The organism is Halobaculum roseum, assembly GCF_019880245.1.
GTDB lineage: Archaea > Halobacteriota > Halobacteria > Halobacteriales > Haloferacaceae > Halobaculum > Halobaculum roseum.
In genome coordinates, this window is record NZ_CP082286.1 from 1,634,440 (window position 1) to 1,657,864 (window position 23,425).

The window sequence follows — 23,425 nt, forward strand, 5'->3', positions numbered from 1 at the left end:
CTTTCGACGCCGCGACCGCGAGCGACAGCTCTCCGTGTCGCGATCGTCCCGGGACCGGGCCCCTACAGTCCCGGAACCACGCCGCCGAGCAGTAACACGAGCGCCACGGTGAGCACGAACAACCCCAGCGAGAACACCCGTAGGCGCGCCCGGCGGCTCCGAGCCACGTCCGGGAGGTCGGCGTCCGCGTTGCCGCCGCCCCCGCCGTTGCCGCCGAGTCCGAGGATCCCGCGTTGCTGCTGGCGACCGCGGTCGGCTTCCGGAGGACGCATGCCGCCCGTCTCCGAGACGAGCAGTCCGGCGAGCGTCGCCGCCGCGACCATCGAGAGCGCGAGCACCGCCAGCCCGGGGTCCGCCCCGAGCAGCGCCGCGCCGCCGGCGACGGCGACGACCGCGGCGACGGGGTAGGCGACCCCGACCCGCGCGTACGCCGCCGCCCGTCGTCGATCCATACCGGGGGTCTGCGCGCCGGTCCGAAAGCCGTTGTGTTGTCGACGACGGCGGGGCTCCCGCCGGCGACGAACGGCGGCGTCGACGGACGGCGCCGCGATGGGTTTTCGTCCCGTCGGACGTATCCGGTGGTATGAGCGATGAACCGCACGGCTGCGGGGGTCCGCGTTCGGAGGCGGACGCCGAGGCGGCGTTCGGCCGCGAGGACGCCGACGCGGTCGCGGCGGCGCACGCGGACGCGCTCGCGTCGCTGGCGGCGGAGTTGGTCGGCGACGGGAGGCCCGCGCCCCGCGACGCCGTCGGCGAGTGGCGGACGCTGTTCCCCGGGGCGGTCGTGACGCCCGGCGATCCCGAGTACGACGACGCCCGCCGCGTCTGGAACGGGTACGTCTCCGCGTTCCCGGCGGCCGTCGCGTACCCCACGACGCCGGCGGGCGTCGCCCGCGTCGTCGACGCCGCCCGGGAGACGGGACTCGGGATCGCGACGCGCTCGGGCGGGCACTCCTCGGTCGGAACCTCGACCGGCGACGGCGTGCTGGTGTGCGACGTGGGCGCGATGCGGGACGTGACGGTCGACCCGGCGGCCGGGACGGCGACCGTCGAGCCGGGTGCCACCATCGGCGAACTCGACGCGGCGACGACCGAACACGCCCTCGCGACCCCGCAGGGCGTCGCCCCGGAGGTCGGCGTGACCGGCCTGACGCTCGGGGGCGGAACGGGCTACCTCTCGCGGGCACACGGCCTCGCGTGCGACCCCCTCCGCCGGGTCGAGTTGGTGACCGCCGCCGGGGAACGAGTAGTCGCCAGCGAGGCGAGGAACCCCGATCTGTTCCGTGCGGTGCGGGGCGCCGGCGGCGACTTCGGCGTCGCCGTCGAGTTGGAGTTCGACCTCGTCCCCGTTCCCGACGAGGTGGCGATGTGTGACACGTGGGTCGGCGTCGACGGCGCCGACGAGGTCGCGGCGCTGTTGCGGGCGTACCGCCGGCTGCTTCGCGCGGCGCCGCGGGAGACGAACGTCTCGCCGTACGTTGCGCGCGTTCCCGACGAGCCGGGGTTCCCCGACGACCGCGCGGGCGACCTCGCGCTGTGCATGCTCGGCGCCCACGCCGGGGACCCCGAGGCGGGAGAACGGGCGCTGGCGCCGTTTCGCGATCTGGCTCGCGAAGCCGAACGCGGGACCGAGGAGGAACGCGAGAGCGGGGACGGAACGAACCGCGGCGGCGACGCGACGGCGCCGCTGTTCGATCACGCCGAGCGCGTTCCGTACCGGGAACTGCAGCGGTACCTCGGCGGCGACTCCGCCGCCGGCGACCGCTACTACTGGAAGTCGGTCGCCGTGGAATCGTTCACCGACGACCTCGTCGATCTCGTCGCCGAGCGGATGACCGCGCTCCCGGGCGAGAGCGGCGCGGAGCCGGACAGCACCGTCGTCGTCTGGCCGATGGGGGGCGCGATCGCCGACCTCGACCCCGGCGACACGGCGGTGCCCGAGCGCGACGCGGAGGTCGTCCTCAACTTCGAGGCGTGTTGGAGCGACCCCGACGCGGACGACGAACACGTCTCGTGGGCACGGGAGTCGGCCGAGTCGGCTCGCGATGTGGGAGAGGTGTCCGGCGAACTGCCGAACTTCTCCGGCACCGAGCGCGGCGAATCCGCCGCCCGCGACGTGTACGGCGACAACTACGACTGGCTCCGGGAGACAAAGCTGGAGTGGGACCCCGAACGGGTGTTCTCGCCGAGCGGCCGGTTGTGACACGATCGAGGGTGAGAGACTCTCTCGTGTGAGAATTCCGGGGACGAGGTTATCCGTCCCGAGCGCGTATCGGGGGGTATGGACGACCCCTCCACACGCACCGCCCGACCGCCCCCGAAGAACACCCTGTTTTGCCCCGAGTGCGGCCACGCCGCGCCGGCCGACGGCGACTGGGTCGTGCGCGAGCGCGACGGCGTCGAGGCGCTGACGTGCCCCGACTGCGGCGCGACCCTGACGGTCCGTCGGCGGCAGCTGGCGGCCCCGGCCTGACGCCCGAGCGCGGGCGAACCGTCGGTCGCCGAACGCAGTGGGACCGAGAAGCGACGTGCGGAGCGACGGCGTCCCCCGGCGTTCGCCGACACGCTGGGGTTGAAGCCGCGGGCGACCGTGGAGATCCGCATGCGCGCAGCAGTGTTCCACGGCCCCGGCGACATCCGGGTCGAGGAGGTCGACAAGCCCGAGATCGAGGAGCCGACCGACGCCATCGTCCGCGTCACCCACACCGCTATCTGCGGGTCGGACCTGTGGTTCTATCGCGGCGAGAGCGACCGCGACCCGGGAACGGGCGTCGGCCACGAGCCGATGGGGGTCGTCGAGGAGGTCGGCGAGGACGTGCGCTCGGTCGAGCCGGGCGACCGCGTGCTCGCCCCGTTCGCCATCTCCTGTGGCTCCTGTGAGTTCTGCCGGAAGGGGTTGCACACCTCCTGTGTGAACCGCGACTCGTGGGGCGGCGACAACGGCGGCGCCCAGGGCGAGTTCGTCCGCTCGACGCACGCCGACGGCACGCTCGTCCGGGTGCCCGACCGCTACGCCGACGACGAGGACGCCCTCCGGTCGCTGCTCCCGCTCACCGACGTGATGGGGACGGGCCACCACGCCGCCCTGTCGGCGGGCGTCGAGGCCGGCGAGGACGCGGTCGTCGTCGGCGACGGCGCCGTGGGGCTGTGCGGCGTCGCCGCCGCCCGCCGGCTGGGCGCCGAGCGCATCGTCGCCGTCGGCCACCACGAGGACCGCCTCGCGATCGCCGAGGAGTTCGGCGCGACCCACACGGTCGCCGAGCGCGGCGACGACGCGGTCGACGCCGTGCTCGACATCACCGACGGCGGCGCCAACCACGTGCTGGAGTGCGTGGGCGCCGCCTCCGCGATGGAAACGGCCGTCGAAGCGGCCCGTCCCGGCGGCACCGTCGGCTACGTCGGCGTGCCCCACGGGATGGAGGGCGGGCTCGATCTCTTCCCGTTCTTCGGCGACAACGTCGCGCTGCGCGGCGGCGTCGCGCCGGTCCGCGCGTACGCCGAGGAGCTGCTGGCCGACGTGCTCCAGGGAACGCTCGACCCGTCGCCGATCTTCACCGAGACGGTCGGCCTCGACGGCGTCCCCGAAGGCTACCGAATGATGGACGATCGGGAGGCCGTGAAGGTGCTCGTGAAGCCCTGGGCGTAGGCGAACGTGCGGATCCACGTTGGATGCTACCGCGTGGCAAACGCTAAACCCCGAGCGGCCGATGGGCCGGTATGGAGGTCGTCGAGCGACCCACGTTCGAGTCAGAGGTGAGCAAACGCATCTACGAGTACGTCGAGCGGCACGGAACCGCGAACCGTCACATCGTCCAGCAGACCGTGTCGGCGCCGGCCGATGAGTTCGAGCGCGAGCTCGACCGCCTGGAGTCGCGGGGATACCTCGACGACGACGGCGGAACTCTCCGGGTCGCGCTCGACGTGGGCGCCGTCGAGGAGTACGAGACCGCCGACACGTCGTTCACGATCCGGCCGGCCCGCCAGGACGACTTCGAGGGCCTCGTGGCGGCGATCCGGCAGGTCACCGACGAGGAGACGTACGTCGTCGCCGAGAGCATCGCCGAGCAGTTGCTGTACGAGGAGACGGTGACGCGGCACAACTCCGTCGAGTCGCGGGTGTTCTTCGTCGCCGTCGCCGACGACGCCATCGTCGGGTGGACCCACCTCGACCTGCCGCAGGTGTCGCGGGTGCGCGAGACGGCCAAACAGACCGTCGGGGTCGTTCCCGAGTACCGTCGGTCCGGGATCGGGGGACAGCTCCTCCGGCGCGGCCTCGACTGGGCGGAGGCCAACGGCTTCCGGAAGGTGTACAACAGCGTTCCGGTGACGAACGCCGCCGCCCTGGACTTCCTCGGCGACCACGACTGGGAGACCGAGGCGATCCGCCGCGACCACTACACCATCGACGACGAGCACGTCGACGAGGTCATGATGGCGTACACGTTCTGATTGGGAGGGAACGAGGGCGCTGCCCGTCCGTGACTCACGTCCGAACCTACTCGCCAGCGCTCACTCCGTAGTTCGGTTCGGACGTCTTGCAGAAGCGACACACGCGGCACGGTTCCTCACGGTGTGCCGCGAGAGATAGCGGGCGACGAGGGATTTGAACCCCCGACCTCTTGGTCCGGAACCAAGCGTTCTGTCCGCTGAACTAGCCGCCCTCACACCCTGCTATCGCGGCCCGGCGAATAAGCCTTCGGAACCGTCACGGGCTCGCGACGAACGGAACGCGAAGCTGACGGAAACGAACGCGACGACGTGGAAAAGCGGGTCGGCGACGGGGGCGAACGGTTACGGCGCCTCGCCGGTCTCGATCGTGAAGTCGGCGCGGGGGTACGCGACGCAGGTGAGGGTGTACCCCTCGTCGAGTTCGGCGTCGTCGAGCATCTGCTGGTTGTCGTGTTCGACGTAGTCCTCGGCGTTGCCGCCGGAGGTGATCTGCCCGGCGCAGGAGACGCACTGGCCCTGCCGGCAGGCGTAGGGCATGTCCCAGCCCTCGTCCTCGCCGGCCTCCAGGACCGTCTCGTTGTTGGCGATCTCGATCGTGTCGCCCTCCTTCGTGAACTCGACCTCGAAGTGTTCGATCTCGTCCTCGGGAATGTCGCCGGGGCCGGCCGAGTCCTCGGCCGCCGCGCCCTCCTCCAGTTCGCCCTCCTCGCCGCCGGCGACCGCGCCCGCGGGGGCGCTCCCGCCCCCGATGGCGCGGCTCCCCGGCTCGGGGAACTCCGTCTCCTCGACGGTGGAGGCCCGACGCTCGATGACCTCCTCGGAGATGTCCGCGGTGGCCTCCCAGCCGGTACCGCGGGCGGCGTGCAGCGCGACGAAGACCAACACGAGGCCCGCGCCGAACCCGATTGCCACGGGGTCTACCATGATTCCGGGTTAGAAGCGGGGGGTAACAAGGGTTGTGATTATCCAGCGCGCCCGCGGTCCGCGTAATCCCACGACGGCGAACGTGTTCGCGTGCGAGAGGAGGGCGACCTACTCGCCCGTCCGGGGAACCTCGTGGCGACCGAAGCCGTACCGCAGCCGACTCGCGAGCCGGCGGCCGAACCGCTCCTCGCGGGAGTCGAAGCGCTCGGCCAGCGCCTGGTAGATGAGCGGGACGGGCACCTCCTGTTCGAGCGCCTCCTGCACGGTCCAGGTGCCGGTGGACCCGCCCTCGATGCGGTCGGCCACGTCGCCCAGGTCGTTGCCCTCCTCGCGGAACGCCTCCTCGCACAGTTCCAGCAGCCACGACCGGATGACTGCGCCGTTGTTCCACGTGCGCGCGACGGCCTCCAGGTCGAGGTCGTAGCGGCCGCGGTGGAGGAGCTCGAATCCTTCCCCATAGGCCTGCATCAGCGCGTACTCGACGCCGTTGTGGACCATCTTCACGTAGTGGCCCGAGCCGGCGGGCCCCATCCGGTCGTGGCCCGCGGGGCCGGTGGCGACGGCGTCGAACACGGGCGTCAGCTCCTCGTAGGCCCACTCGGGGCCGCCGACCATCAGCGAGAAGCCGAGTTCCGCGCCGGCGGGGCCGCCGGAGGTGCCGCAGTCGAGGTACGCCGCGTCGGTCGCCTCCGCGCGGCGGACGGAGTCCTCGAAGTAGGAGTTCCCGCCGTCGACGACGACGTCGTCGCCGTCGAGGTGCGGTTCGAGTTCGTCGAGCGTGGCGTCGACCGCGTCGCCGGCGGGGACCATCAGCCAGATGCGGGCGCCGGCGTCGTCTCCCTCGCCGGCTCCGCCCTCGCCGCTATCCAGTCGCTCGTACAGGTCCGCCACCGAGTCCGCCGGCTCCGCGCCGGCCTCGGCGGCCGCGGCGGTCGCCTCCGCGTCGAGGTCGAACGCGACCACGTCGTGGCCGGCGTCGAGGACGCGGTCGACGACGATCCGTCCCATGCGACCGAGTCCGATCACGCCGAGTTGCATGCTCATACCGGCGCGTCGGCGAGGCGGGGCGTATGCGTTGCGGTGTGGGGGAGCCGCCGCGCGGGCCGGGGTGCGCGGGCGCGGCCGCACGGTCGGCAGATCGCAGCCGGATCGCCCGGAAGCGCCGCACTTACGCGCCGCGCTCGCGCACACACCCCTATGGACGACCGAGTGCGAGAACACGCCGAGGTGCTGGTCGACTGGAGCGCCCGCGTCGAGGCGGGCGACCAGGTCGTGATGGACGTCGCCGAGGGCGCCCACGACCTGGCGGTCGCGGTGGCCGCGGAGCTGGGCGAGCGCGACGCGACGCTGCTGACCACGTACGGCTCCAGCGAGGTGGGCCGCGCGTTCCTCCGCGGCGGCGACGACGACGACCGCGAGTTCGCACACAGCGAGCCGAAGCTGGCGATGCTGGAGGCCGCGGACGTGTACCTCCGCATCGGCGGCGGACGTAACACGACCGCCCTCGCGGACGTGGACGGCGGCCGCCGCCGGCGCGCCCGGAAGGCGACCACGGCGACCCGCGAGGCGCGGATGGACACCGACTGGGTCTCCACGGTCCACCCGACGCGGTCGCTCGCCCAGCAGGCCGGGATGGCCTACGAGGAGTACCGGGACTTCGTGTACGACGCCGTCCTCCGCGACTGGGAGTCGTTAGCCGACGAGATGGCGAACATGAAGGAGGTCCTCGACGCCGGCAGCGAGGTCCGCATCGAGAAGGAGCGCACGGACCTCACGATGTCCATCGAGGGCCGCACGGCGGTCAACTCCGCCGCGAGCGTCGCCTACGACTCCCACAACCTGCCCTCGGGCGAGGTGTTCACCGCGCCGCACGCCACCGAGGGCGAGGTGTACTTCGACGTGCCGATGACCATCGACGCCCGGCGCGTGCGGGGCGTCTCGCTCACCTTCGAGGACGGCGAGGTGGTCGACTTCGCCGCCGAGCAGGGCGAGGAGGCGATCGCGGACGTGCTCGACACCGACGAGGGCGCCCGCCGCCTCGGGGAACTCGGGATCGGGATGAACCGCGGCATCGACCGCTTCACCGACTCGATCCTGTTCGACGAGAAAATGGGCGACACCGTCCACCTCGCGGTCGGGCGCGCGTACGACGCCTGCCTGCCGGAGGGCGAGTCGGGCAACGACTCGGCGGTCCACGTCGACATGATCACGGACATGTCCGAGGACTCGCGGATGCTCGTGGACGGCGAGGTGGTGCAGCGCAACGGGACGTTCCGGTGGGAGGACGACTTCTCGGCCGAGTAGGTCGACTCGGCGTCGCGTCGTTTGTTGCTGGTCCTCTCGACGCGACCGACACGAGCGGTTCGAACGCTCCGGTTCGAAGGTGTGCACAATCCCACGGGCGGTTGGCGCGCGGCAGGCCGCGCCCTGTGCGCGGTCGCCGCGCGCGAGGGGCGAACGAGGAGCGAACGAAGTGAGCGACGAGTGAGTCGGGTGGGGAGGGAAAGGCCGGCGGTGCGGTCGCGGTGGGCGGGAATGAACGGGGCTGACGCGCTCGTGAGACGAGACGAAGTAAGCACCGCAGCGGAGTGAGCGAAGCGAACGAAGCGAGGAGCACAGCGAGTCGCAGTCCACGAGCGCGTCAGGGGCTTTCGAGGACTGCGACACCACAGCGACGAACGAACCGTGTCCGCGACAGGGAGAAACGAATACGGATCAGACCGTCGCGCTTAACCTCCGCCCACCACCACGGACACGCGATCATGGAGCCGCGCCACGCCCGCTACCCGTTCTTCGCGTCGGCCCGCGAGGCCGTCCGCGCGTCGGGCGTCGACCTGGCCGCGCTCGTCGCCGACGGCGACGACGCCGTCGACCGCGGCCGCGAGCGGGTCGAGCGCGCGCTCACCGAGGGCACCGTCGAACCCGAGGACGCCGGCGCATGGGACACCCGCGACGAGCTGCTCTCGTACCCCATCGCGCGGATCCTCGTCTCGTTGCTCGACTCGCACGCGGCCGTCGAGAAGTACGCGCAGGCCGAGGCGGCCACCGCCTACCGCCGCTTCACCGAGGACCTCGACCGCGCCCGCGACGACGGCGCCCGCCGCGAGCCCGCCCGCGTCGACCGGGACGCCCTGCTGCGGGAGTTCGACCTCGCCGGCGCCGTCCGAATCGAGGACCCGAAGCCCGGGCAGGTGGCGGGGAAGTGGCTCTGGCTCGGCGTCGGCGCGTACCTCTCGTACGTCGACCCCGACTGGGGCGACGACTGGCGGCTCGTCAACCGCGAGCTCGTCGACGGCGAGGTGCGCACCGAGCGCGAGGAGCTGTACCGCCTGCTTCGCGAGGCCGTCGAGGACCGCGTCGCCGAGGGGCTCCCGTTCGAGGGCGTCGGCGAGGAGCTCGCCGGCGAGCTGGAGACCGAGATAAGCGACCTGCGCGACCTGCTGGCCGACCGGAGCGTCGCCGCCGACCTCGACGTGGTCGCGCCCGAGTACTTCCCGCCGTGTATCGCGAAACTGCTGGGGCGGGCACAGGGCGGCGACGAGCTGGACCCCCACGAGCGCTTCTCGCTGCTCGCGTTCCTCGCTGGCCTCAACCTCGACGCCGAGGAGGCCGTGGCGCTGTCGGGGCTCGACCCGGAGCTCGTCGCCGACCGCTTCGCGTACCTCCGGGACGACTCCGGCGCGCAGTACCCGCCGCCGTCGTGCCGCACGCTCGGCGAGTACGGGATCTGCGGGAACGAGGACAACCACCGCAGCGTCGCCCCCCATCCCCTGGAGTACTACGGCCGGAAGCTCCGCGAGGCCGACGAGGTCGTCGACTGGCGCGACCGGAACGAGTCGGACGCCGGCGACGCCGCGGCCTGAGCGGCACTCCGGTGGAACGACGGGTCCGGGTCGGAGGTCCTCCGATCGCTACTCGCGGCGATCGAGGAGGACGCCGGCGGCGGCCATCAGCACGACGAACAGGCCGATCGCGGCGACGAGGTAGTACGCGCCGATGTTCGAGAGGTTGTGGCCGTCGGTGTACTGGATACCGATGGCGACCAGAAGGGCGATGAAGACGACGACTGCGCCGACGGAGACGGCGATCATGCGGCGCATTTCGGCGTCGATTTCCATGCACCGCCGTATCCGTGGACCCGGCAAAAGGGCTTCGAAGCGTTCGTCAGCCGCCGGATACCGCGAACCGTCAGCGGAGGGCCGACCGAGCCCTTAGGTTCGCTCGGACCGTACCTTCACCGATCAATGACACCCGCACTCACCACCGACGAGCGACCGGAACGAACCCGCGAACGGAGCCACCACGGCCGGAACCGCCACGACGGCATCCACGAGAACGGCGTCGCACGCGGACGGCGTCGCTTCACCGAGGACAGGCCGGACGCACCGGACGGTCCTGACGGGCCGGACCGCCCCGACGGACCGGACGGCCCCGAGGAACCGAACGCGCAGGACGGCGTCGACGCCGTCCAGTCCGGCGACGGCGAGCGCACCGAGCGCGCCCGGACGGAGCCGATGGCCGTGTACCCGCTCCGCGACGACGACCGGTACCTCGTCGACACCGAGGGCGGTACGTACGTCGTCGACCTCGGGAGCGACACCTGCACCTGTCCGGACCACGCGATCCGCGGGAACCGCTGCAAGCACCTCCGGCGCGTCGACATGGAGGTCGGCATCGGCCGCGTGCCCGCCCCCGGCGAGCGCGTCGCCGCCTGCGCGGTCTGCGGCGACGGCGTGTTCGTCCCCGTCCGCGAGACCGGGGCGTTCCTCTGTGGCGACCATCGGCCCGCGGTCGGCTCGTTCGTCCGCGACCGCGAGTCCGACAAGCTCCTCGTCGTCACGGGCGTCACGACCGAGCGGGCCGACGAGTACGAGACCGAGGAGGGGAAGCCGATCGCCGACTACGACACAAACGCCGCCTACGGCGACCACGAGCCGGTGATCGAGGCGGTGTACGTCGGCAACGCGCTGCGCTCGCCCGGCCCGCTCGACGTGTCCGGGCGCAAGCGGTACGGCTTCCCCGCCTCGCGGGTGCGCCGGCTCGATCCGGCTGAACGGCCGGACATGCCCGTTATCGGGCTCTGAGGACGCGAACGGGGGAGATACAGCAACCGACGGATTCAGAGCATCTCCTCGGCCTCCTCGGCCGTGAGGACGCCCTGCTCGACCGCGTTGAGCACCTCCGCGACGCTGGCGTCCGACTCCGTGTCGTCGCTGGCGGCCAGCAGGTCGTCGATGGTCTCGCCCTCGTCCAGGGCCGCCTCCTTCTTCACGCGGTAGTTCCCGCCGTCGGTGACGTGGAGGTCGCCCGGGTGGAAGAAGTACCAGTCCTCGCGGTCGAAGCGGACGCCGATCTTCGGGGAGGCGCCGAAGTTGCGCGCGAAGTAGATGAGCGCCTCCACTTCCTCGCCGCGGAGGTAGATGGGGTCGCCCGAGGAGGACTTCGCCTCGACGGCGTAGAACGCGCGGCCGTCGCCCGCGAGCACGTCCGGCAGCTCGCGGTCGGTGGAGGAACCGCTGGCGGGCGCGCGCATCACCGCGAAGCCGGCGTCGTGGAGCCTGTTGACGAGTTCGCGCTCCCGGCGATCGCCCTTCGGGTTGCCCGGCATAGCTGTGCGTGAGCCGTTGGCGCGGATAAACGGGACGGTCGCGAGGGAGTGCGGAGTGAAAGTGAACGCGGGGGGACGCGTCGCGACGGAACGCGACGGAACGCGACGGAACGCGGCGGCGACCGCGGGGCGTCACTCCCGCCGCGCGATCACCGACTCGCCCGCTCGGACCGCCTCTCCGCGGCTCACACGTACGTCTTCGCGGGAATACGCGCTCGGGAGCACCACGTCGGCGCGCGAGCCGAACGCGATGTAGCCGATCCGCTCGCCGCGCGTGACCGAATCTCCATGCGAAACGTAGGGGGTGATCCGACGGGCGAACCAGCCCGCGATGAGCGCGCCGTCGACGCGATCGACGGCGCCGGCGGCGTCCGCGACGCCCGCTTCGACTCCGCCGCGGTCGGTCGCGTCCTCGTCCGCATCGGGTCCGCCCTCGTCCGCATCGGGTCCGCCCTCGTCCGCATCGGGTCCGCCCTCGTCCGCATCGTCGTTGAGCGCATCTCCGCCCGCATCGAGCGTGTACTCGAACCGCTCGTTGCGCTCGGAGTCCTTCGCGAACGCCGGCTTGTGGGCGGCCCCGCGGTGGTCGAGGCGCGTCACCGTCCCGTCGGCGGGCGCGCGGCAGACGTGCACGTCGAACGGGCTCATGAACACGCCGACGCGGACGTTGTCGCCGTCCTCGCGGACCACCGAGACGTGGCCGTCCGCGGGCGCGAGCACGCCCTCGCCCGACGGCTCGCGGTCGGGGTCGCGGTAGAAGTACACGGAGAAGACGCCGGCCGCGAGCAACAGGAGCCCGATCGGCGGCACGAGCAACAGGAACGGAATCGCGAGCACGAACGGGACGAGGACGCGACGTTCGCTCCCGGGCGCCAGGTCCGGAACCGGAACCCGGATCATGCGTCGACGGGATCGCGGACGGCCGTCTCGGTCGTCGTCCGGCCGGCGCCCCACGCCGCGAGCAGGTGCGTGAGGTGGATGCGGTCGTCGCTCCCCTCGACGAGGTCGAGGTCGACCTCGCCCGCGAGGGCGTGCAGTCGGGCGACCGAGTCGGGGGAGGCGTCGGACTTCGACCGCGCGACGCGGAGGATCTCCCGCAAGAGGTCGCCGCCCTCGTACCCCTCGTCGTGGAGCAGGTCGTCGAGGGCGGAACGGGCCTCCTTCAGCTCCCCCGCCTGCGCCGCCTCCAGCGCAGACAGAACGGCCTCATCGGTGCCCACCTCGCCGAGCGTCTCGTAGGCCGCCGACATCGTCACCTCGTCGTGCTCGACGGCGGTCGTCTGCGCCGAGAGGATCGCCTTCCGGAGGTCGCCGCCGGCCGCGCTGGCGACGAACTCCAGCCCGTCGTCGTCGTGGTCGATCCCCTCGGCCTCGCAAACGTCCGAAAGCACCCCGATGATCTCGTCGGTCGTCGGCGCGCGCACGGGCACCGGGAAGCAGCGCGAGCGGATCGGCGGGATGAGCTTGGCGGGCTGGCGGGTCGCGATGACGAACTGCGTCGTGCGGTGGTACTGCTCCATCACGCGCCGCAGCGCCTGCTGGAAGTCCTCGCGGATCGCCTCGGCGTTGTCGAGCAGGACCGTCTTGTACGACCCCGACATCGGCGCGTTCGCGGCCGACTCCTTCAGCACGCGGTTGATCATGTCGCGTTTCGCCATCCGCGAGCGTCCCGTGAGGAACGACTCGAAGCGGGGGTCCTGCCGGATCTCCTTTTTCGTGCGGCCGAAGAAGTCCGCGACGTTGATCTCGATGAGGTCGTTGTCGGGGTCGGCGTGTGCGGCCTCGGCGAGCGCGCGCACGGCGGCGGTCTTGCCCGACCCCGGCGGACCCTGCACCACGAGGTTCATCGGCTCGTCCACCGCCCGAGAGAGCCGCTCGCGAACGTCCTCCTGCGGGAGGTCCGCGAGCGGGGGGGCGTGCGTGTCCGTCCACAGCGGGCCGTCCATTACCGCGTGGTAGCCGCCCGGACGGCTTGAACCCTGCCGTTCGGCGAGGCCGTAGCAGTGGCGGGTGCGGTTGCAACGGCGGGTGCGGTCGGATGCGGTCGCCCGATGGGTACTACGGCGGCGGCACCGCTGTGCGTTGAACGTGTCGCGAAAAAGGCGGTCGGAGTCGGTTCGACCCGTGGGATCGAGTCGGCAGTCGTCGCTCGGTTCGTGGCCCCCCGCGGGTGTCCGCGGGGCGGTCGCTCAGTCCGCGGTGACTTCCGTCGGCGTCCGGTCGACCCCGGTGTCGGGCGTGGCCGCCCGGTAGAGGCCCCAGACGAACAGGACCAGCAGTCCGAGGAGGACCAGGCCGGTCCGCAGCGTCGGGTCGATCGCGGGCGTCGCGATCACTTCGCCCGCCTCGTTGGTCAGCGGGACGGGGCTGTACGGCTTGCCGGCGACGAGCTCGACGAGGCCGAGCCCCACGATGCCCAGCAGCAGCAGTCCCGCGCCGAACGCCGTCGCGATCTTGTCGGTGATGTCGAATTGGTTCATTGGTGTCACCTCCTTAACCGAGCAGGTAGCGGAGCTTGGGGTAGCGGTTCACCACGTCGAGGCGCTCGAGGAGCGCGTCCAGGCCGTAGTAGCGGCCGGCCGCGAACACCATCATCGTGGCGAACAGGAGCAGCCCCATCAGGTCGCCGTTGACGAGGCCGTTCCCGAAGCCGGCGTTGCCGACCCAGAACAGGGTCATGAAGACGACCCCGCCGAAGGCCGCCAGGCGGACGAACGCCCCCGCCATCAGCGCCAGCCCGATGAGCGTCTCGAACAGGGGCACGCCCGGCTCGATGAGCCACGCGAGGTTGTTGCCCATCCACACCGGGATGGGCCCCAGCGCCGTGCCGGTCATCCCCTGCATGTACGCCGTGCCGTACGTGAAGCTCAGGCCGTCCTCGATGAGCTTCGTCACGCCGGCGTGGAAGAACCACCAGCCGGTGATGACGCGCAGGAGCGCGATCCAGTACGCCGCGAGCGGCCCGCCGACCTCGAAGCCGAAGTCCTCGGCCAACGGGTTCGTTTCCGAGTATGCCATGGGTCTCACCTCACAGATGAGGATCGGACGGCTATCCCGGTATAAACGACACCTGGTTCCCAATCGCTGAAAGCCGACGAAAGTCGGCGCGAGCGTTGCCGTACTACCCGATCGTTGATCGACGATCGGCGGTCAGAATCCGGCCGCGCGCAGCGCCGCGTTCCCGTTTCCTGCGTCGTCGTCGCCGTTCGCCTCGTCGCCCTCGTTCGACTCGAACTCGTGGTCGAGCTCCGACTCGTCGTCGCCGGCCTCGATCTCGACCGTCAACTCGGTCGCGTTCGCGTCGACCGCGAAGGTGACCGATCCGTTCGCGTCGGTGCTGTACGTCTCAGTCGTCTCCTCGCCGTCGATCTCCTGTGTGACTTCGACAGTGGCGTCCTCGACGGCCGAGCCGTTACGCGTCGCCTCGACGGTCGCGTTCTCGCCCGCGGAGACGTTCCCCACGAACGCGGCGTTCAGCTCGGCGGACTCGGATCCCTCCTCGCCCTCATCGGAGTCGTCCTCCTCGGTCTCGAACTCGCGTTCGAGTTCCGCCTCGCCGTCGTCGCCGGCGGTCGCCTCGGCGCTCAGTTCGGTCGCGTTGGCGTCGACCGCGAAGGTGACTCTTCCGTTGGCGTCGGTACTGTACGTCTCAGTCGTCTCCTCGCCGTCGATCTCCTGGGTGACTTCGACCGTAGCGTTCTCGACGGCCGATCCGTTACGCGTCACCTCGACGGTCGCGTTCTCGCCCGCGGAGACGTTCCCCACGAACGTTGCGTTCAGGGCCGGCAGCTCCGTCTCCTCGTCGCCGTCGTCCGAGTCCGTCTCGTCGACGTCCTCGATGGGCACCTCGTCGCCGGTGCCGGACTCGCCCACGACGGGCTTGAGGATGTACTTCCCCGAGTTCCCGGCCTTGAACACCGACATGTCGTAGACGAAGTCCACTTCCTCGCCGTCGCCGACGGTGAACTCCTTGTTCAACTGGAGCTTGTTCGACGGCAGCTTCACGTTCGCGGAGTCGCCGTTCTCCAGCGTCGCGTCGATGCCGTCGACGTAGACGAACACCTTGGTGTAGGTGCCGTTCTCGACGCCGAAGGTGCCGAGCCTCGTCGCGTTCGCCCCCGGAAGCGTCGTCAGGTCGACCGTCCGGTCGTCGACGTCTTTCTCGACCCAGCCGCCCGACTCGCCGCCGCGCTGGAGTCCGACGTTCGTCACCGTGACGTTGAGGTGCGCGAAGTCGTCCATGGCGTTCTGCTCGTCGCTGAGGTAGAAGTCCATCGAGGACTGGCCCGAGTTCGAGGAACCGGACTCGCCGCGGTCGGAGTCGTCCGCGTCCTCGGTGTGGGCAGCGTCCTCGGTATCGTCGGCGTCGTCAGCGTCGTCGCCGGCGGCGTCATCGCCCTCGGAGTCCTCGCGTTCGTCGTTCCCCTCGCCGCGGTCGTCGACGTCGCGGATCTCGACCTCGTCGCCCGTGCCGGATTCGCCGGCGACGGGTTTGAGGATGTAGCCGTTGGGGCCGCGCTCGAACACGGTCACGTCGAAGACGAAGTCCACTTCCTCGCCGTTGCCGACGGTGAACTCCGTGTTCAGCTGGAGCTTGTTCGACGGCAGCTTCACGTCCGCCGAGGAGCCGTCGGTAAGCGTCCCGTCTACCGACTCGACCTCGACGAAGACCTTCGTGTACGTGCCGTTCGGAACCGGGACGGACCCGAGTCTGGAGGCGTTCGCGCCCTGTAGCTCGGTCAGATCGACGGTGACGTTGTCGACCTCGTAGGTCACCTGCTCGCCGTCGTCGTCCTCCGCGTCGTCGGCAGCGTCGGACTCGGGCGTCTCGGTCGGCTCCGCGGTCTCCGTCCCGTTCTCGTCGTCCGCGTCGTCGCTATCGTCCGCCCCGTCGGCGTCGTCCGCCCGAACGAGCGTGACCTCGGTGATCGTGACGTTCAGGTGTTCGAACTGGTCGATCGCGTTCTGCTGGTCGCTGATGTAGAAGTTGACGGTCCCCCCGTCGTCCCCGCCGTCGGCGGTCCCGGCGTCGCCCCCGGAGGGAACGCCGCCCGCACAGCCGGCGAGGACCAACATCAGGGCCGCGGCGACGGCGGCCCACCCGGTCGTGTGTCGTGACATCGTACACGGTCGTACCGGCGGCGACCACATATACGGAGCCGGCCACGAACCCGGATTCGTCCGGGATTCAGCCGAATTAATTCCCGGGATCCGCCAGACACCGTCGCGTCCGCGGTTGCGGGGTCGAGGGGGACGGAACGGGCCCGGCGGCCACACGCCGCTTCGACAGCGTTTCACCGTGGGCACCACCACTCCCGGGTATGATACGGGTCACCTTCCTCGGGACGAGCGGCGCGGTGCCGACGGTGGAGCGCGCGCCCAGCGCGCTGTACCTGAACCGCGAGGGCGACGAGTTCCTCCTCGACTGCGGGGAGGGGACCCAGCGCCAGATGATGCGCTTCGGCACCGGCTTCGGCTTCTCGCACCTGTTCGTGACCCACCTCCACGGCGATCACGTGCTCGGGATCCCGGGGCTGATCCAGAGCCTCGATTTCAACGACCGCGAGGCGCCGCTGGCGATCCACGGGCCGCCAGGGTCGAAGCGCCACCTCAAGGGGCTGGTCCACGCCGCCGGCCACGACCCGAGCTTCCCGGTGACCGTCCACGAGGAGCGCCCCGGGTCGGTCGCGCTCGACCGGGAGGAGTACGAGATCCGGACGTTCGAGACGGAGCACCGAACCTCCTCGGTCGGCTACGCGCTCGTCGAGGAGGACCGGAAGGGCCGGTTCGACCGCGAGAAGGCCGAGGAGGAGCTCGGCGTCCCGCCGGGGCCGGCCTACGGGAAGCTCCACGAGGGCGAGTCCGTCGAGTTGGACGACGGCCGCGTCATCGAGCCCGAACAGGTGGTCGGACCGCCCCGCCCCGGCCGTCGGGTCGTCTACACCGGCGACACCCGGCCCGTCGACGCGACCGTCGAGGCCGCCGAGGATGCTGACCTGCTCGTCCATGACGCCACGTTCCTCGACGAGGACGCCGACCGCGCACGCGAGACCGCCCACTCGACGGCCGTCGAGGCCGCCCAGATCGCGCGACGTGCGGGTGCCAAGCGGCTCGCGCTCACGCACCTCTCCTCGCGGTACGCGGGGCGGGCCAACCGGCTGGAGCGGGAGGCCGCCGGCGTCTTCGACGGCGAGGTGTTCTTCCCCGACGACGGCACCCGGATCGAAGTGCCGTACCCCGACGCGGACGGGGAGTGACCGGCGGCGACGACGAGCGACCGGCGCGGAGTTTTTACGCGACAGCCGCCAAGGCGCGGCCGTGAACGCCCGGACGAGCGCGCTCGACTCCGTCGTGTTCGGGGTCGACATCCAGAGCGGCGACATCCGGGGGGACGCCCCCTCCTACGCGCTCGTCGTCTTCGACGGCGAGTCGATCGAGCGGGACGTCGTCTCCCACCGCAAGCTCCGCCGGCGGATCGAGGCCGACGAGCCCGCCGTCGTCGCCACCGACAACGCCTACGAACTCGCCGCGGACAAGGACGACCTCGTCCGGTTCCTGCGGGCGCTCCCCCACGAAACGTCGCTCGTGCAGGTGACCGGCGCCGAACGGCCCGAGCCGCTCTCGCGGGTCGCCTCCCGCCACGGCGTCCCGTACGGGAAGAAACCGATGAAGGAGGCCGAGGCGAGCGCCCGCCTCGCGGCCGCGAACGTCGGCTACGAGGTGACCGCCTTCACCGACACGACGACGGTGAAGGTGTCCCGCGGGCGCTCGACGGGCAAGGGCGGCTGGAGTCAGGACCGCTACACTCGACGGATCCACGGCAACGTGAAGCGGCGCGCCCGGGAGGTCGAGTCGGCGTTGGACGACGCGGGGCTCGATTACGAGGTCGACATCACGGAGAAGTACGGCGGCTACCAGAACGCCGTCTTCTCCGTGTCGGCGCGGCCGCAGGACATCCCGGTGAGCGCCCATCGCTCCGGCGACACCCGCGTCGAGATCGAGCGCGAGCGCCGCGACGGCATCGAGTTCGAGCCGCTCGTCAAGCGTCGCGACCGCGTGATCGTCGGCATCGACCCCGGCACCACGACCGCGGCGGCCGTCGTCGGCCTCGACGGCACGGTCTTCGACGTGCACTCGACGCGGACCGCCGACACCGCCGACGTGATCGAGTGGCTGATCGAGCGCGGGCGCCCGGTCATCGTCGCCGCCGACGTGACGCCGATGCCCGAGACGGTCGAGCGGTTCCGTCGGAGCTTCGACGCCGCCGGCTGGACGCCCAACAGCGACCTCCCGGTCGACGAGAAGCTCCATCGCACGCGCGAAGAGGCGTACGACAACGACCACGAGCGCGACGCCCTCGCGGCCGCCCTCTTCGCCTTCGACGACCACGAGGACCAGTTCGAGCGCGTCGGCCGGCAGACCCCCGCGGGGATCGACCGTGCCGAGGTGATCGCCCGCGTCGTCGCCGACGAGCAGTCCGTCGAGGGTGCGCTGTCGGACCTGCGCGACGACGACGGCGAGGAGACCGAGGAGTCCGGGCCGGAGCCGCGCGAACTCACCGACGACGAACGGCGTATCCGGGACCTGGAGTCGCAGGTCGACCGCCTCCAGTCGCACGTCGAGGACCTCAAGGACGAACTCGACGAGAAGGACGACGAGATCGAGGAGCTGGAGGAGGAGCTGTCGGACGCACGTCGCGAGGAGCGGCTGGAGGCCCGGCGCGACCGCGAGGTCACGCGGATCCGGCGCGAGAACAGCCGCCTGGAGCGCGAGCGCGACGAGGCCGAGGAGACGGTCGAGGAGCTGGAGGAGAAGCTCGCGCGCATGAAGACGCTGTGGAAGCTGGATCACGACAACTTCGCGGACGTTTCGGAGGGACGCGACCTGGTGGCCGTGAAGGCGGTCGAGCAGTTCACGAAGCGCGCGATCGAGCACGCCGACGAGCAGTACGGGCTCGCCGCCGGCGACGTGGTGTACCTCCGCGACGCCTCCGGCGCCGGGCGCACCACGGCCGAGCGACTCGCGGAGACGGAGCCGCGGGTGATCCTCCGGAACGGGGGACTCTCGGACATCGCCGAGGAGGTGCTGTTCGAACACGAGATCCCCGTCGGTCCGGCGGACGACGTGACGCTGCAGGAGGTCGACGAGCTGGCGGTCGCCCGCGAGAGCGACGTGGAGGCGGTGATCGACGACTGGGAGGATCGGGCCGCGGCGCGCGAGCGCGAGCAGACCGAGGAGATGGTGGACGAGATCATCTCCGAGCATCGGGCAGGCGAGGCCGAGCGAACGTAGTGAGCGAGGCCTCGGACGATCGGCGGCGAGGTGGGATCGGTCGAACACAGTGAGACCGCCTCGCCCGAGCCGCCCACGAAGCGAGCGGTGCGGAGTGAGCGAAGCGAACGACGCGCCGGAGCACGGCGGCGAGGTCCGAAGGGCCGAGCCGCCCAAAAACGAGCGAGGCCTCGATACGTGAACGGCGAACGGAGTGAGCCGTGAGCGTGAGCCACGCGGAGTGAGCGAATAGCGACCGAACGGACGTAGTGAGCGACGACGCAACGAATGTCGGAGATATGAAACGGATCGCGTGTACCGGAGGCGAGTACCTGCGAGCAGCGCCGTCGGAAACCGCCGTTCCGTCCGAAGCGACGGGGTTGCGGACCCGGACCCGAAACGTGCCGCCGGCCTGCCGAGCGCGCGGCGGCGGCGGCCGCTACCGGCACCGATGACCGTCGAAGTCCGACTGGTGTCCGTCGTTCGTCATCCGTCCGTCAGTCAGAAGTCATACAACATAAAACAGATTTTTCATTGTGACATATCGCGAAGTTGTTTGCTCGATCCCCGCGTACCCCTCCGTTTCGGGTGGAGTGCGACTCGTTACCACGAATCGAGTGATCGTTTCGACGACCGACCCGGCGGACGTGTCAATTGACGCGCGTTACCTCGTAGCCGCGGTCGCGGATCGCATCGAGGAGCTGGCCGGCGTGCTCGCGGCCCGCCGCCGCGACCTCGAACACGAGGTACGCCTCGCCAACGCGGAGGTCCTCGACCGCGCGGTCGTGGCGGACGTGGCGGACGTTGGCGCCGCGATCGGCGAGAACGGTCGACAGCGTCGACAGCTCGCCGGGTTCGTCCTCGATTCGGACGCGCAGCCGGAGGAGCTGGTCGCGGTCGGTCATCGCGTGTTCGAGCACGGTGTCGAGCATCGACATGTCGATGTTGCCGCCGCACAGCAGCGGGACGACCGTCTCGTCGGTCACGTCGATGCGTCCCGACAGCAGGCCGGCGACGCTGGCGGCGCCGGCGCCCTCGACGAGCTGTTTGGCGCGCTGGAGCAACGTGAGGACGGCGTGGGCGATCTCGTCGTCGCTGACGGTGACGACCTCGTCGACGTGGCGCTCGATGAGCTCGTAGGTGAGGTCGGCGACGCCGCCGGTGGCGATGCCGTCGGCGATGGTCCGCGTGTGCTCGCGGTCGACCGGCTCGCCCTTGTCGAGGCTCTCGGGCACCGTCGCGGCCTCCTCGGCCTGGACGCCGACGACGCGGACCTCGGGGGCGACGGCCGCGAGCGCGGTGGCGATCCCCGCGATGAGGCCGCCGCCGCCGATGGGGACGATCACGGTGTCGAGGTCGGGGACCTGTTCCGCGAGTTCGAGGCCGAGCGTGCCCTGCCCGGCGACGATGGCGGGGTCGTCGTACGCGTGGACGAAGACGGACCCGGGCTCCGACGCGAGGTCGCGGGCGTGCGCGACCGCCTCCTGGAACTCCCGGCCGCGGAGGACGACCTCCGCGCCGTAGCCGCGGGTGGCGTCGACCTTCGCCTGGGGGGCGTCCTCGGGCATCACGACCGTCGCCGGGATCCCGGCGTTCGAGGCCGCGAGCGCGACGCCCTGGGCGTGGTTGCCGGCGCTGGCGGCGACGACGCGCTCGGTGTCGCCCCCGTCCGCGATCTCGGCGATCTTCGTCGAGGCGCCGCGGGTCTTGAACGAGCCCGTGCGCTGGAGGTGCTCCATCTTGAGGCGCACGTCCGCGCCGCTCATCTCCGAGAGCGACCGGGAGCGCTCGACGGGCGTCTCGCGGACGATGTCGGGGTCGAACCGCTCGCGCGCCCGCCGGATGTCGGTGACAGTGACGGGATCGGACATAGCTGGTTGACGGGGCGTCTCCGTGAGTGTGCAAAAGTTGCGTGGATCGGTGGCCGCCGATCGCCGACGACCCGCCCGGCGCCGCCGAGGCCGCCCTCCCGGAGCCGTCGCCCGGTCGTCCGGTCGGAGGTCAGACCGCGCGGGATCCGACGAGCGGCTCACAGCCCGAACATCCAATACCCGCGTTCACACACCACACGGTATGAACGCCGTCGTGGTCGGCGGGGGAATCGTCGGCGTCGCCAGCGCGTACGAGCTCGCCGCCCGCGGCGCCGACGTGACGCTTCTCGAACGGGGGAGCCTCGGCGCCGGCAGCACCGACCGCGCGCTCGGCGGCATCCGTGCGCAGTTCTCCACCCGGGTCAACGTCGAGCTCTCCGTCGCCTCGATCGAGGTGTGGGACGCCTTCGAGGAGCGGTTCGGCGTCGACATCGACCGCCGGCGGACGGGCTACCTCTTTTGGACCCGCGACGGCGACACCGCCGACGCCTTCGCCGAGCAGGTCGCCATGCAACGCGAGTACGGCGTAGAGAGCCGGACGGTCTCCCTCGAGGAGGCCGCCGAGTTGTGTCCCGGGCTCCGCCCCGAGGAGTTCGTCGCCGGCACCTACTGCCCGGACGACAGCTTCGCCGACCCGCACCTCGCGCTCCAGGGGTACGCCGGCGCCGCCCGCGAGGCGGGCGTCGAGATCCGGACGAACACGCCCGTCGCGGGACTGGATCCCCGGGAGTCTGGCGTCCGGGTCGAACTCGCGGACGACGACGCCGACACCCTCACTGCAGACTCCGTCGTCAACGCCGCCGGCGCGTGGGCGCCGCGGCTGGCCGAGACCGCCGGCTACGACCTCCCCATCGTCCCGCACCGCCGCCAGACGGCCGTCGTCGAGCCCGAGCGACCGGTTCCGGGATCGGACCCGCTGGTCATCGACGCCGACACGACCGCGCACTTCCGGCCCGAGCGGGACGGGCGCGCGCTCGTCGGCGGCCACTTCGCGGAGACCGACCCGGTCGTGAGCGATCCGGATCGTTTCTCTGAGACGCCCGACACCGACTGGGCCGTCGAGGCGATCGAGCGCGTCGGCGCGTTCGCGGACTACTTCGGCCCCGAGAGCCGCCTCGCTGGCGGCTGGACCGGCCTATACGCGGTGACGCCCGACCATCACGCGATCGTCGAGGAGTCCGTGCCGGGCGTCGTCACCGCCGCCGGCTTCTCGGGCCACGGCTTCCAGCACGCGCCGGCGACGGCGCAGGTCGTCGCCGAGCTGGTGCTGGACGGCGAGGCGTCCACGGTCGACGTGTCCGGGCTCGGACGCGACCGGTTCGAGGACGGGGACCTCCTCGTCGAGCAGAACGTGGCGTAACGCGGCGCGCGGGCACGGCCACGGGTTGGGGTGGGGGTGGGGTTGGGGTTGGGGTGGGGGTGGGGTTGGGGTGGGGGTGGGGATACAGGAACAAGCCAGTCGAGGAAGTCGCAGGGGCGGCTACCTCATGTGGCGAGCCGAGTCGGTCGTGCTCGCTGGCCCGGTTCGCAGTCTTAGCTCCGGTTCGGCTCCCCGATCGCGTCGTCGAACTCCGTCAACTCCGAACGGGGCTCGTCATCGGACTCAGACCGGTCGTCACGGAGCGTCGTCGGGTCGCCTGCTCGCGCCGGCGTCGAGTTCGGCCCGTCGAACTCCTCGTTGAGGAGCGCGCCGACGAGGCCGCCGACGGCGCCGAGGGCGCCACCGTACAGCGCGCCGACCAGCAGGAGCACGAGGAACAGGGCGAACGCGACGAGCAGCCCCGAGCGCTGGCCGGGGCCGACGATGACGAAAACCGACGCGATCAGCGTCGCGACGACGGCGCCCGGAACCGCGGCCAGCAGACCCGAGAGCCCGCCGACTTTCGCGCCCTCCGTCCGGTCGGGGCCGTGGAGGTAGCCGGCGACGCCCCCGCCGATCACCGGGGAGAACGGCAGGAAGAACGTCACGAGCGAGACCGCGGCGCCGATAGCCGCGTGCTTCAGGGCGGTCGTGTTGGATGAGGACATGTCCGGTAGTTCGGTCGCCGATCGAATAAATAGCGCTGCGTGCAGAGCTATCACTCCGCAGCGACCGAACGCTTTAGTCGACCCCGGTCCGTCTCCCCGATATGGCGACCGGACCCGCCGCGACGACGCAGGCACCGCACCCGACCACCGACGGGGACGGGTCCGGCTTCTTCTTCCCGCGCCGCTGACCCCGGCGGAACGCGGGGGCGACCGAGGGGTCGCCGCCGCGTGAAACCGACCCGGGTCGCTGCTGCGGGCATCGCCCGGCCCACGC

22 protein-coding genes and 1 tRNA gene are annotated in these 23,425 nt (G+C 71.2%); 10 read left to right on the forward strand and 13 right to left on the reverse strand.

The window, feature by feature from the left end:
• Positions 1–62: 62 nt before the first annotated feature.
• Entirely contained in the window at positions 63–452 is a 390-nt protein-coding gene (locus tag K6T36_RS08275; RefSeq protein ID WP_222920867.1) for a hypothetical protein, read from the reverse strand.
• A gap of 131 nt (positions 453–583) precedes the next feature.
• On the opposite strand from K6T36_RS08275, the gene K6T36_RS08280 reads away from it, so the two are divergent.
• From K6T36_RS08280 to K6T36_RS08295, 4 genes are all read left to right on the forward strand, one after another.
• Positions 584–2,203 (forward strand): FAD-binding oxidoreductase, encoded by a 1,620-nt coding sequence (locus K6T36_RS08280; protein ID WP_222920868.1) that lies wholly within the window; start codon positions 584–586, stop codon positions 2,201–2,203.
• Positions 2,204–2,281: 78 nt separating this feature from the next.
• Complete coding sequence (locus K6T36_RS08285) at positions 2,282–2,473, forward strand: DUF8106 domain-containing protein (protein ID WP_222920869.1); 192 nt, start codon at positions 2,282–2,284, stop codon at positions 2,471–2,473.
• A 129-nt stretch (positions 2,474–2,602) separates the two neighbouring features.
• The gene (locus K6T36_RS08290) at positions 2,603–3,646 is read left to right on the forward strand and encodes a zinc-dependent alcohol dehydrogenase family protein (protein ID WP_222920870.1); all 1,044 of its coding nucleotides are present in this window, start codon (positions 2,603–2,605) and stop codon (positions 3,644–3,646) included.
• 71 nt (positions 3,647–3,717) lie between these two features.
• Positions 3,718–4,449 carry a GNAT family N-acetyltransferase gene (locus K6T36_RS08295; protein ID WP_222920871.1) on the forward strand — a complete coding sequence of 244 codons (732 nt, stop codon included), beginning with the start codon at positions 3,718–3,720 and terminating at the stop codon, positions 4,447–4,449.
• A gap of 139 nt (positions 4,450–4,588) precedes the next feature.
• Here the strand turns inward: K6T36_RS08295 and K6T36_RS08300 are convergent.
• The 3 genes from K6T36_RS08300 to K6T36_RS08310 form a co-directional block, all read right to left on the reverse strand.
• A tRNA-Arg gene (locus tag K6T36_RS08300) sits at positions 4,589–4,661 on the reverse strand.
• A 130-nt stretch (positions 4,662–4,791) separates the two neighbouring features.
• Positions 4,792–5,373 (reverse strand): 2Fe-2S iron-sulfur cluster-binding protein, encoded by a 582-nt coding sequence (locus K6T36_RS08305; RefSeq protein WP_222920872.1) that lies wholly within the window; start codon positions 5,371–5,373, stop codon positions 4,792–4,794.
• 108 nt (positions 5,374–5,481) lie between these two features.
• Positions 5,482–6,411 carry an NADP-dependent phosphogluconate dehydrogenase gene (locus K6T36_RS08310; RefSeq protein WP_222923403.1) on the reverse strand — a complete coding sequence of 310 codons (930 nt, stop codon included), beginning with the start codon at positions 6,409–6,411 and terminating at the stop codon, positions 5,482–5,484.
• 159 nt (positions 6,412–6,570) lie between these two features.
• On the opposite strand from K6T36_RS08310, the gene K6T36_RS08315 reads away from it, so the two are divergent.
• Together K6T36_RS08315 and K6T36_RS08320 are read left to right on the forward strand one after the other, a co-directional pair.
• On the forward strand, positions 6,571–7,677 hold the full coding sequence (locus K6T36_RS08315) for an aminopeptidase (RefSeq protein ID WP_222920873.1): 1,107 nt from the start codon (positions 6,571–6,573) through the stop codon (positions 7,675–7,677).
• Positions 7,678–8,135: 458 nt separating this feature from the next.
• The gene (locus K6T36_RS08320; RefSeq protein ID WP_222920874.1) at positions 8,136–9,236 is read left to right on the forward strand and encodes a DNA primase; all 1,101 of its coding nucleotides are present in this window, start codon (positions 8,136–8,138) and stop codon (positions 9,234–9,236) included.
• A gap of 48 nt (positions 9,237–9,284) precedes the next feature.
• Here K6T36_RS08320 and K6T36_RS08325 read toward each other — a convergent pair whose 3' ends face one another.
• On the reverse strand, positions 9,285–9,491 hold the full coding sequence (locus K6T36_RS08325; RefSeq protein ID WP_222920875.1) for a DUF7472 family protein: 207 nt from the start codon (positions 9,489–9,491) through the stop codon (positions 9,285–9,287).
• Between the two features lie 126 nt (positions 9,492–9,617).
• On the opposite strand from K6T36_RS08325, the gene K6T36_RS08330 reads away from it, so the two are divergent.
• Positions 9,618–10,457, forward strand: a complete 840-nt coding sequence (locus K6T36_RS08330; RefSeq protein WP_222920876.1) for an SWIM zinc finger family protein — start codon at positions 9,618–9,620, stop codon at positions 10,455–10,457.
• A 35-nt stretch (positions 10,458–10,492) separates the two neighbouring features.
• Here K6T36_RS08330 and hjc read toward each other — a convergent pair whose 3' ends face one another.
• From hjc to K6T36_RS19180, 6 genes are all read right to left on the reverse strand, one after another.
• Positions 10,493–10,981 carry a Holliday junction resolvase Hjc gene (gene hjc, locus K6T36_RS08335; protein WP_222920877.1) on the reverse strand — a complete coding sequence of 163 codons (489 nt, stop codon included), beginning with the start codon at positions 10,979–10,981 and terminating at the stop codon, positions 10,493–10,495.
• A 132-nt stretch (positions 10,982–11,113) separates the two neighbouring features.
• A complete protein-coding gene (locus tag K6T36_RS08340; RefSeq protein WP_222920878.1) occupies positions 11,114–11,881 on the reverse strand; it encodes a protein sorting system archaetidylserine decarboxylase in 768 nt (255 codons plus the stop codon).
• The gene (locus K6T36_RS08345) at positions 11,878–12,927 is read right to left on the reverse strand and encodes an AAA family ATPase (RefSeq protein ID WP_222920879.1); all 1,050 of its coding nucleotides are present in this window, start codon (positions 12,925–12,927) and stop codon (positions 11,878–11,880) included. The genes K6T36_RS08340 and K6T36_RS08345 overlap by 4 nt, the downstream gene beginning before the upstream one ends.
• A 243-nt stretch (positions 12,928–13,170) precedes the next feature.
• Positions 13,171–13,461 (reverse strand): hypothetical protein, encoded by a 291-nt coding sequence (locus tag K6T36_RS08350; protein ID WP_222920880.1) that lies wholly within the window; start codon positions 13,459–13,461, stop codon positions 13,171–13,173.
• Between the two features lie 13 nt (positions 13,462–13,474).
• Entirely contained in the window at positions 13,475–13,999 is a 525-nt protein-coding gene (locus K6T36_RS08355; protein ID WP_222920881.1) for a DoxX family protein, read from the reverse strand.
• A gap of 132 nt (positions 14,000–14,131) precedes the next feature.
• Positions 14,132–16,102, reverse strand: coding sequence for a DUF4382 domain-containing protein (locus K6T36_RS19180; protein WP_222920882.1), 1,971 nt, complete (start codon positions 16,100–16,102; stop codon positions 14,132–14,134).
• 203 nt (positions 16,103–16,305) lie between these two features.
• Between K6T36_RS19180 and rnz the strand changes: the two genes are divergently transcribed.
• Together rnz and K6T36_RS08370 are read left to right on the forward strand one after the other, a co-directional pair.
• A complete protein-coding gene (gene rnz, locus K6T36_RS08365; RefSeq protein WP_390182326.1) occupies positions 16,306–17,238 on the forward strand; it encodes a ribonuclease Z in 933 nt (310 codons plus the stop codon).
• A 61-nt stretch (positions 17,239–17,299) separates the two neighbouring features.
• Positions 17,300–19,273, forward strand: coding sequence for a DUF460 domain-containing protein (locus tag K6T36_RS08370; RefSeq protein WP_222920884.1), 1,974 nt, complete (start codon positions 17,300–17,302; stop codon positions 19,271–19,273).
• A 629-nt stretch (positions 19,274–19,902) separates the two neighbouring features.
• Here K6T36_RS08370 and ilvA read toward each other — a convergent pair.
• Complete coding sequence (gene ilvA, locus K6T36_RS08375; protein WP_222920885.1) at positions 19,903–21,123, reverse strand: threonine ammonia-lyase; 1,221 nt, start codon at positions 21,121–21,123, stop codon at positions 19,903–19,905.
• 202 nt (positions 21,124–21,325) lie between these two features.
• Between ilvA and K6T36_RS08380 the strand changes: the two genes are divergently transcribed.
• On the forward strand, positions 21,326–22,483 hold the full coding sequence (locus K6T36_RS08380) for an NAD(P)/FAD-dependent oxidoreductase (protein ID WP_222920886.1): 1,158 nt from the start codon (positions 21,326–21,328) through the stop codon (positions 22,481–22,483).
• Positions 22,484–22,656: 173 nt separating this feature from the next.
• On the opposite strand, the gene K6T36_RS08385 is transcribed toward K6T36_RS08380, so the two are convergent.
• The gene (locus K6T36_RS08385) at positions 22,657–23,151 is read right to left on the reverse strand and encodes a DUF5518 domain-containing protein (RefSeq protein ID WP_222920887.1); all 495 of its coding nucleotides are present in this window, start codon (positions 23,149–23,151) and stop codon (positions 22,657–22,659) included.
• Between the last annotated feature and the right edge of the window lie 274 nt (positions 23,152–23,425).

Bases quoted from the DNA above. Each gene is read 5' to 3' on its own strand.
- K6T36_RS08350 (WP_222920880.1), bottom strand. From the start codon at position 13,461: ATGAACCAATTCGACATCACCGACAAGATCGCGACGGCGTTCGGCGCG.
- K6T36_RS08385 (WP_222920887.1), bottom strand. From the start codon at position 23,151: ATGTCCTCATCCAACACGACCGCCCTGAAGCACGCGGCTATCGGCGCC.
- K6T36_RS08330 (WP_222920876.1), top strand. From the start codon at position 9,618: ATGACACCCGCACTCACCACCGACGAGCGACCGGAACGAACCCGCGAA.
- K6T36_RS08325 (WP_222920875.1), bottom strand. From the start codon at position 9,491: ATGGAAATCGACGCCGAAATGCGCCGCATGATCGCCGTCTCCGTCGGC.
- K6T36_RS08320 (WP_222920874.1), top strand. From the start codon at position 8,136: ATGGAGCCGCGCCACGCCCGCTACCCGTTCTTCGCGTCGGCCCGCGAG.
- K6T36_RS08340 (WP_222920878.1), bottom strand. From the start codon at position 11,881: ATGATCCGGGTTCCGGTTCCGGACCTGGCGCCCGGGAGCGAACGTCGC.
- hjc (WP_222920877.1), bottom strand. From the start codon at position 10,981: ATGCCGGGCAACCCGAAGGGCGATCGCCGGGAGCGCGAACTCGTCAAC.
- K6T36_RS08315 (WP_222920873.1), top strand. From the start codon at position 6,571: ATGGACGACCGAGTGCGAGAACACGCCGAGGTGCTGGTCGACTGGAGC.
- K6T36_RS08380 (WP_222920886.1), top strand. From the start codon at position 21,326: ATGAACGCCGTCGTGGTCGGCGGGGGAATCGTCGGCGTCGCCAGCGCG.
- K6T36_RS08345 (WP_222920879.1), bottom strand. From the start codon at position 12,927: ATGGACGGCCCGCTGTGGACGGACACGCACGCCCCCCCGCTCGCGGAC.
- K6T36_RS08305 (WP_222920872.1), bottom strand. From the start codon at position 5,373: ATGGTAGACCCCGTGGCAATCGGGTTCGGCGCGGGCCTCGTGTTGGTC.
- ilvA (WP_222920885.1), bottom strand. From the start codon at position 21,123: ATGTCCGATCCCGTCACTGTCACCGACATCCGGCGGGCGCGCGAGCGG.
- K6T36_RS08295 (WP_222920871.1), top strand. From the start codon at position 3,718: ATGGAGGTCGTCGAGCGACCCACGTTCGAGTCAGAGGTGAGCAAACGC.
- K6T36_RS08290 (WP_222920870.1), top strand. From the start codon at position 2,603: ATGCGCGCAGCAGTGTTCCACGGCCCCGGCGACATCCGGGTCGAGGAG.
- K6T36_RS08355 (WP_222920881.1), bottom strand. From the start codon at position 13,999: ATGGCATACTCGGAAACGAACCCGTTGGCCGAGGACTTCGGCTTCGAG.
- K6T36_RS08280 (WP_222920868.1), top strand. From the start codon at position 584: ATGAGCGATGAACCGCACGGCTGCGGGGGTCCGCGTTCGGAGGCGGAC.
- K6T36_RS19180 (WP_222920882.1), bottom strand. From the start codon at position 16,102: ATGTCACGACACACGACCGGGTGGGCCGCCGTCGCCGCGGCCCTGATG.
- K6T36_RS08310 (WP_222923403.1), bottom strand. From the start codon at position 6,411: ATGCAACTCGGCGTGATCGGACTCGGTCGCATGGGACGGATCGTCGTC.
- K6T36_RS08285 (WP_222920869.1), top strand. From the start codon at position 2,282: ATGGACGACCCCTCCACACGCACCGCCCGACCGCCCCCGAAGAACACC.
- K6T36_RS08275 (WP_222920867.1), bottom strand. From the start codon at position 452: ATGGATCGACGACGGGCGGCGGCGTACGCGCGGGTCGGGGTCGCCTAC.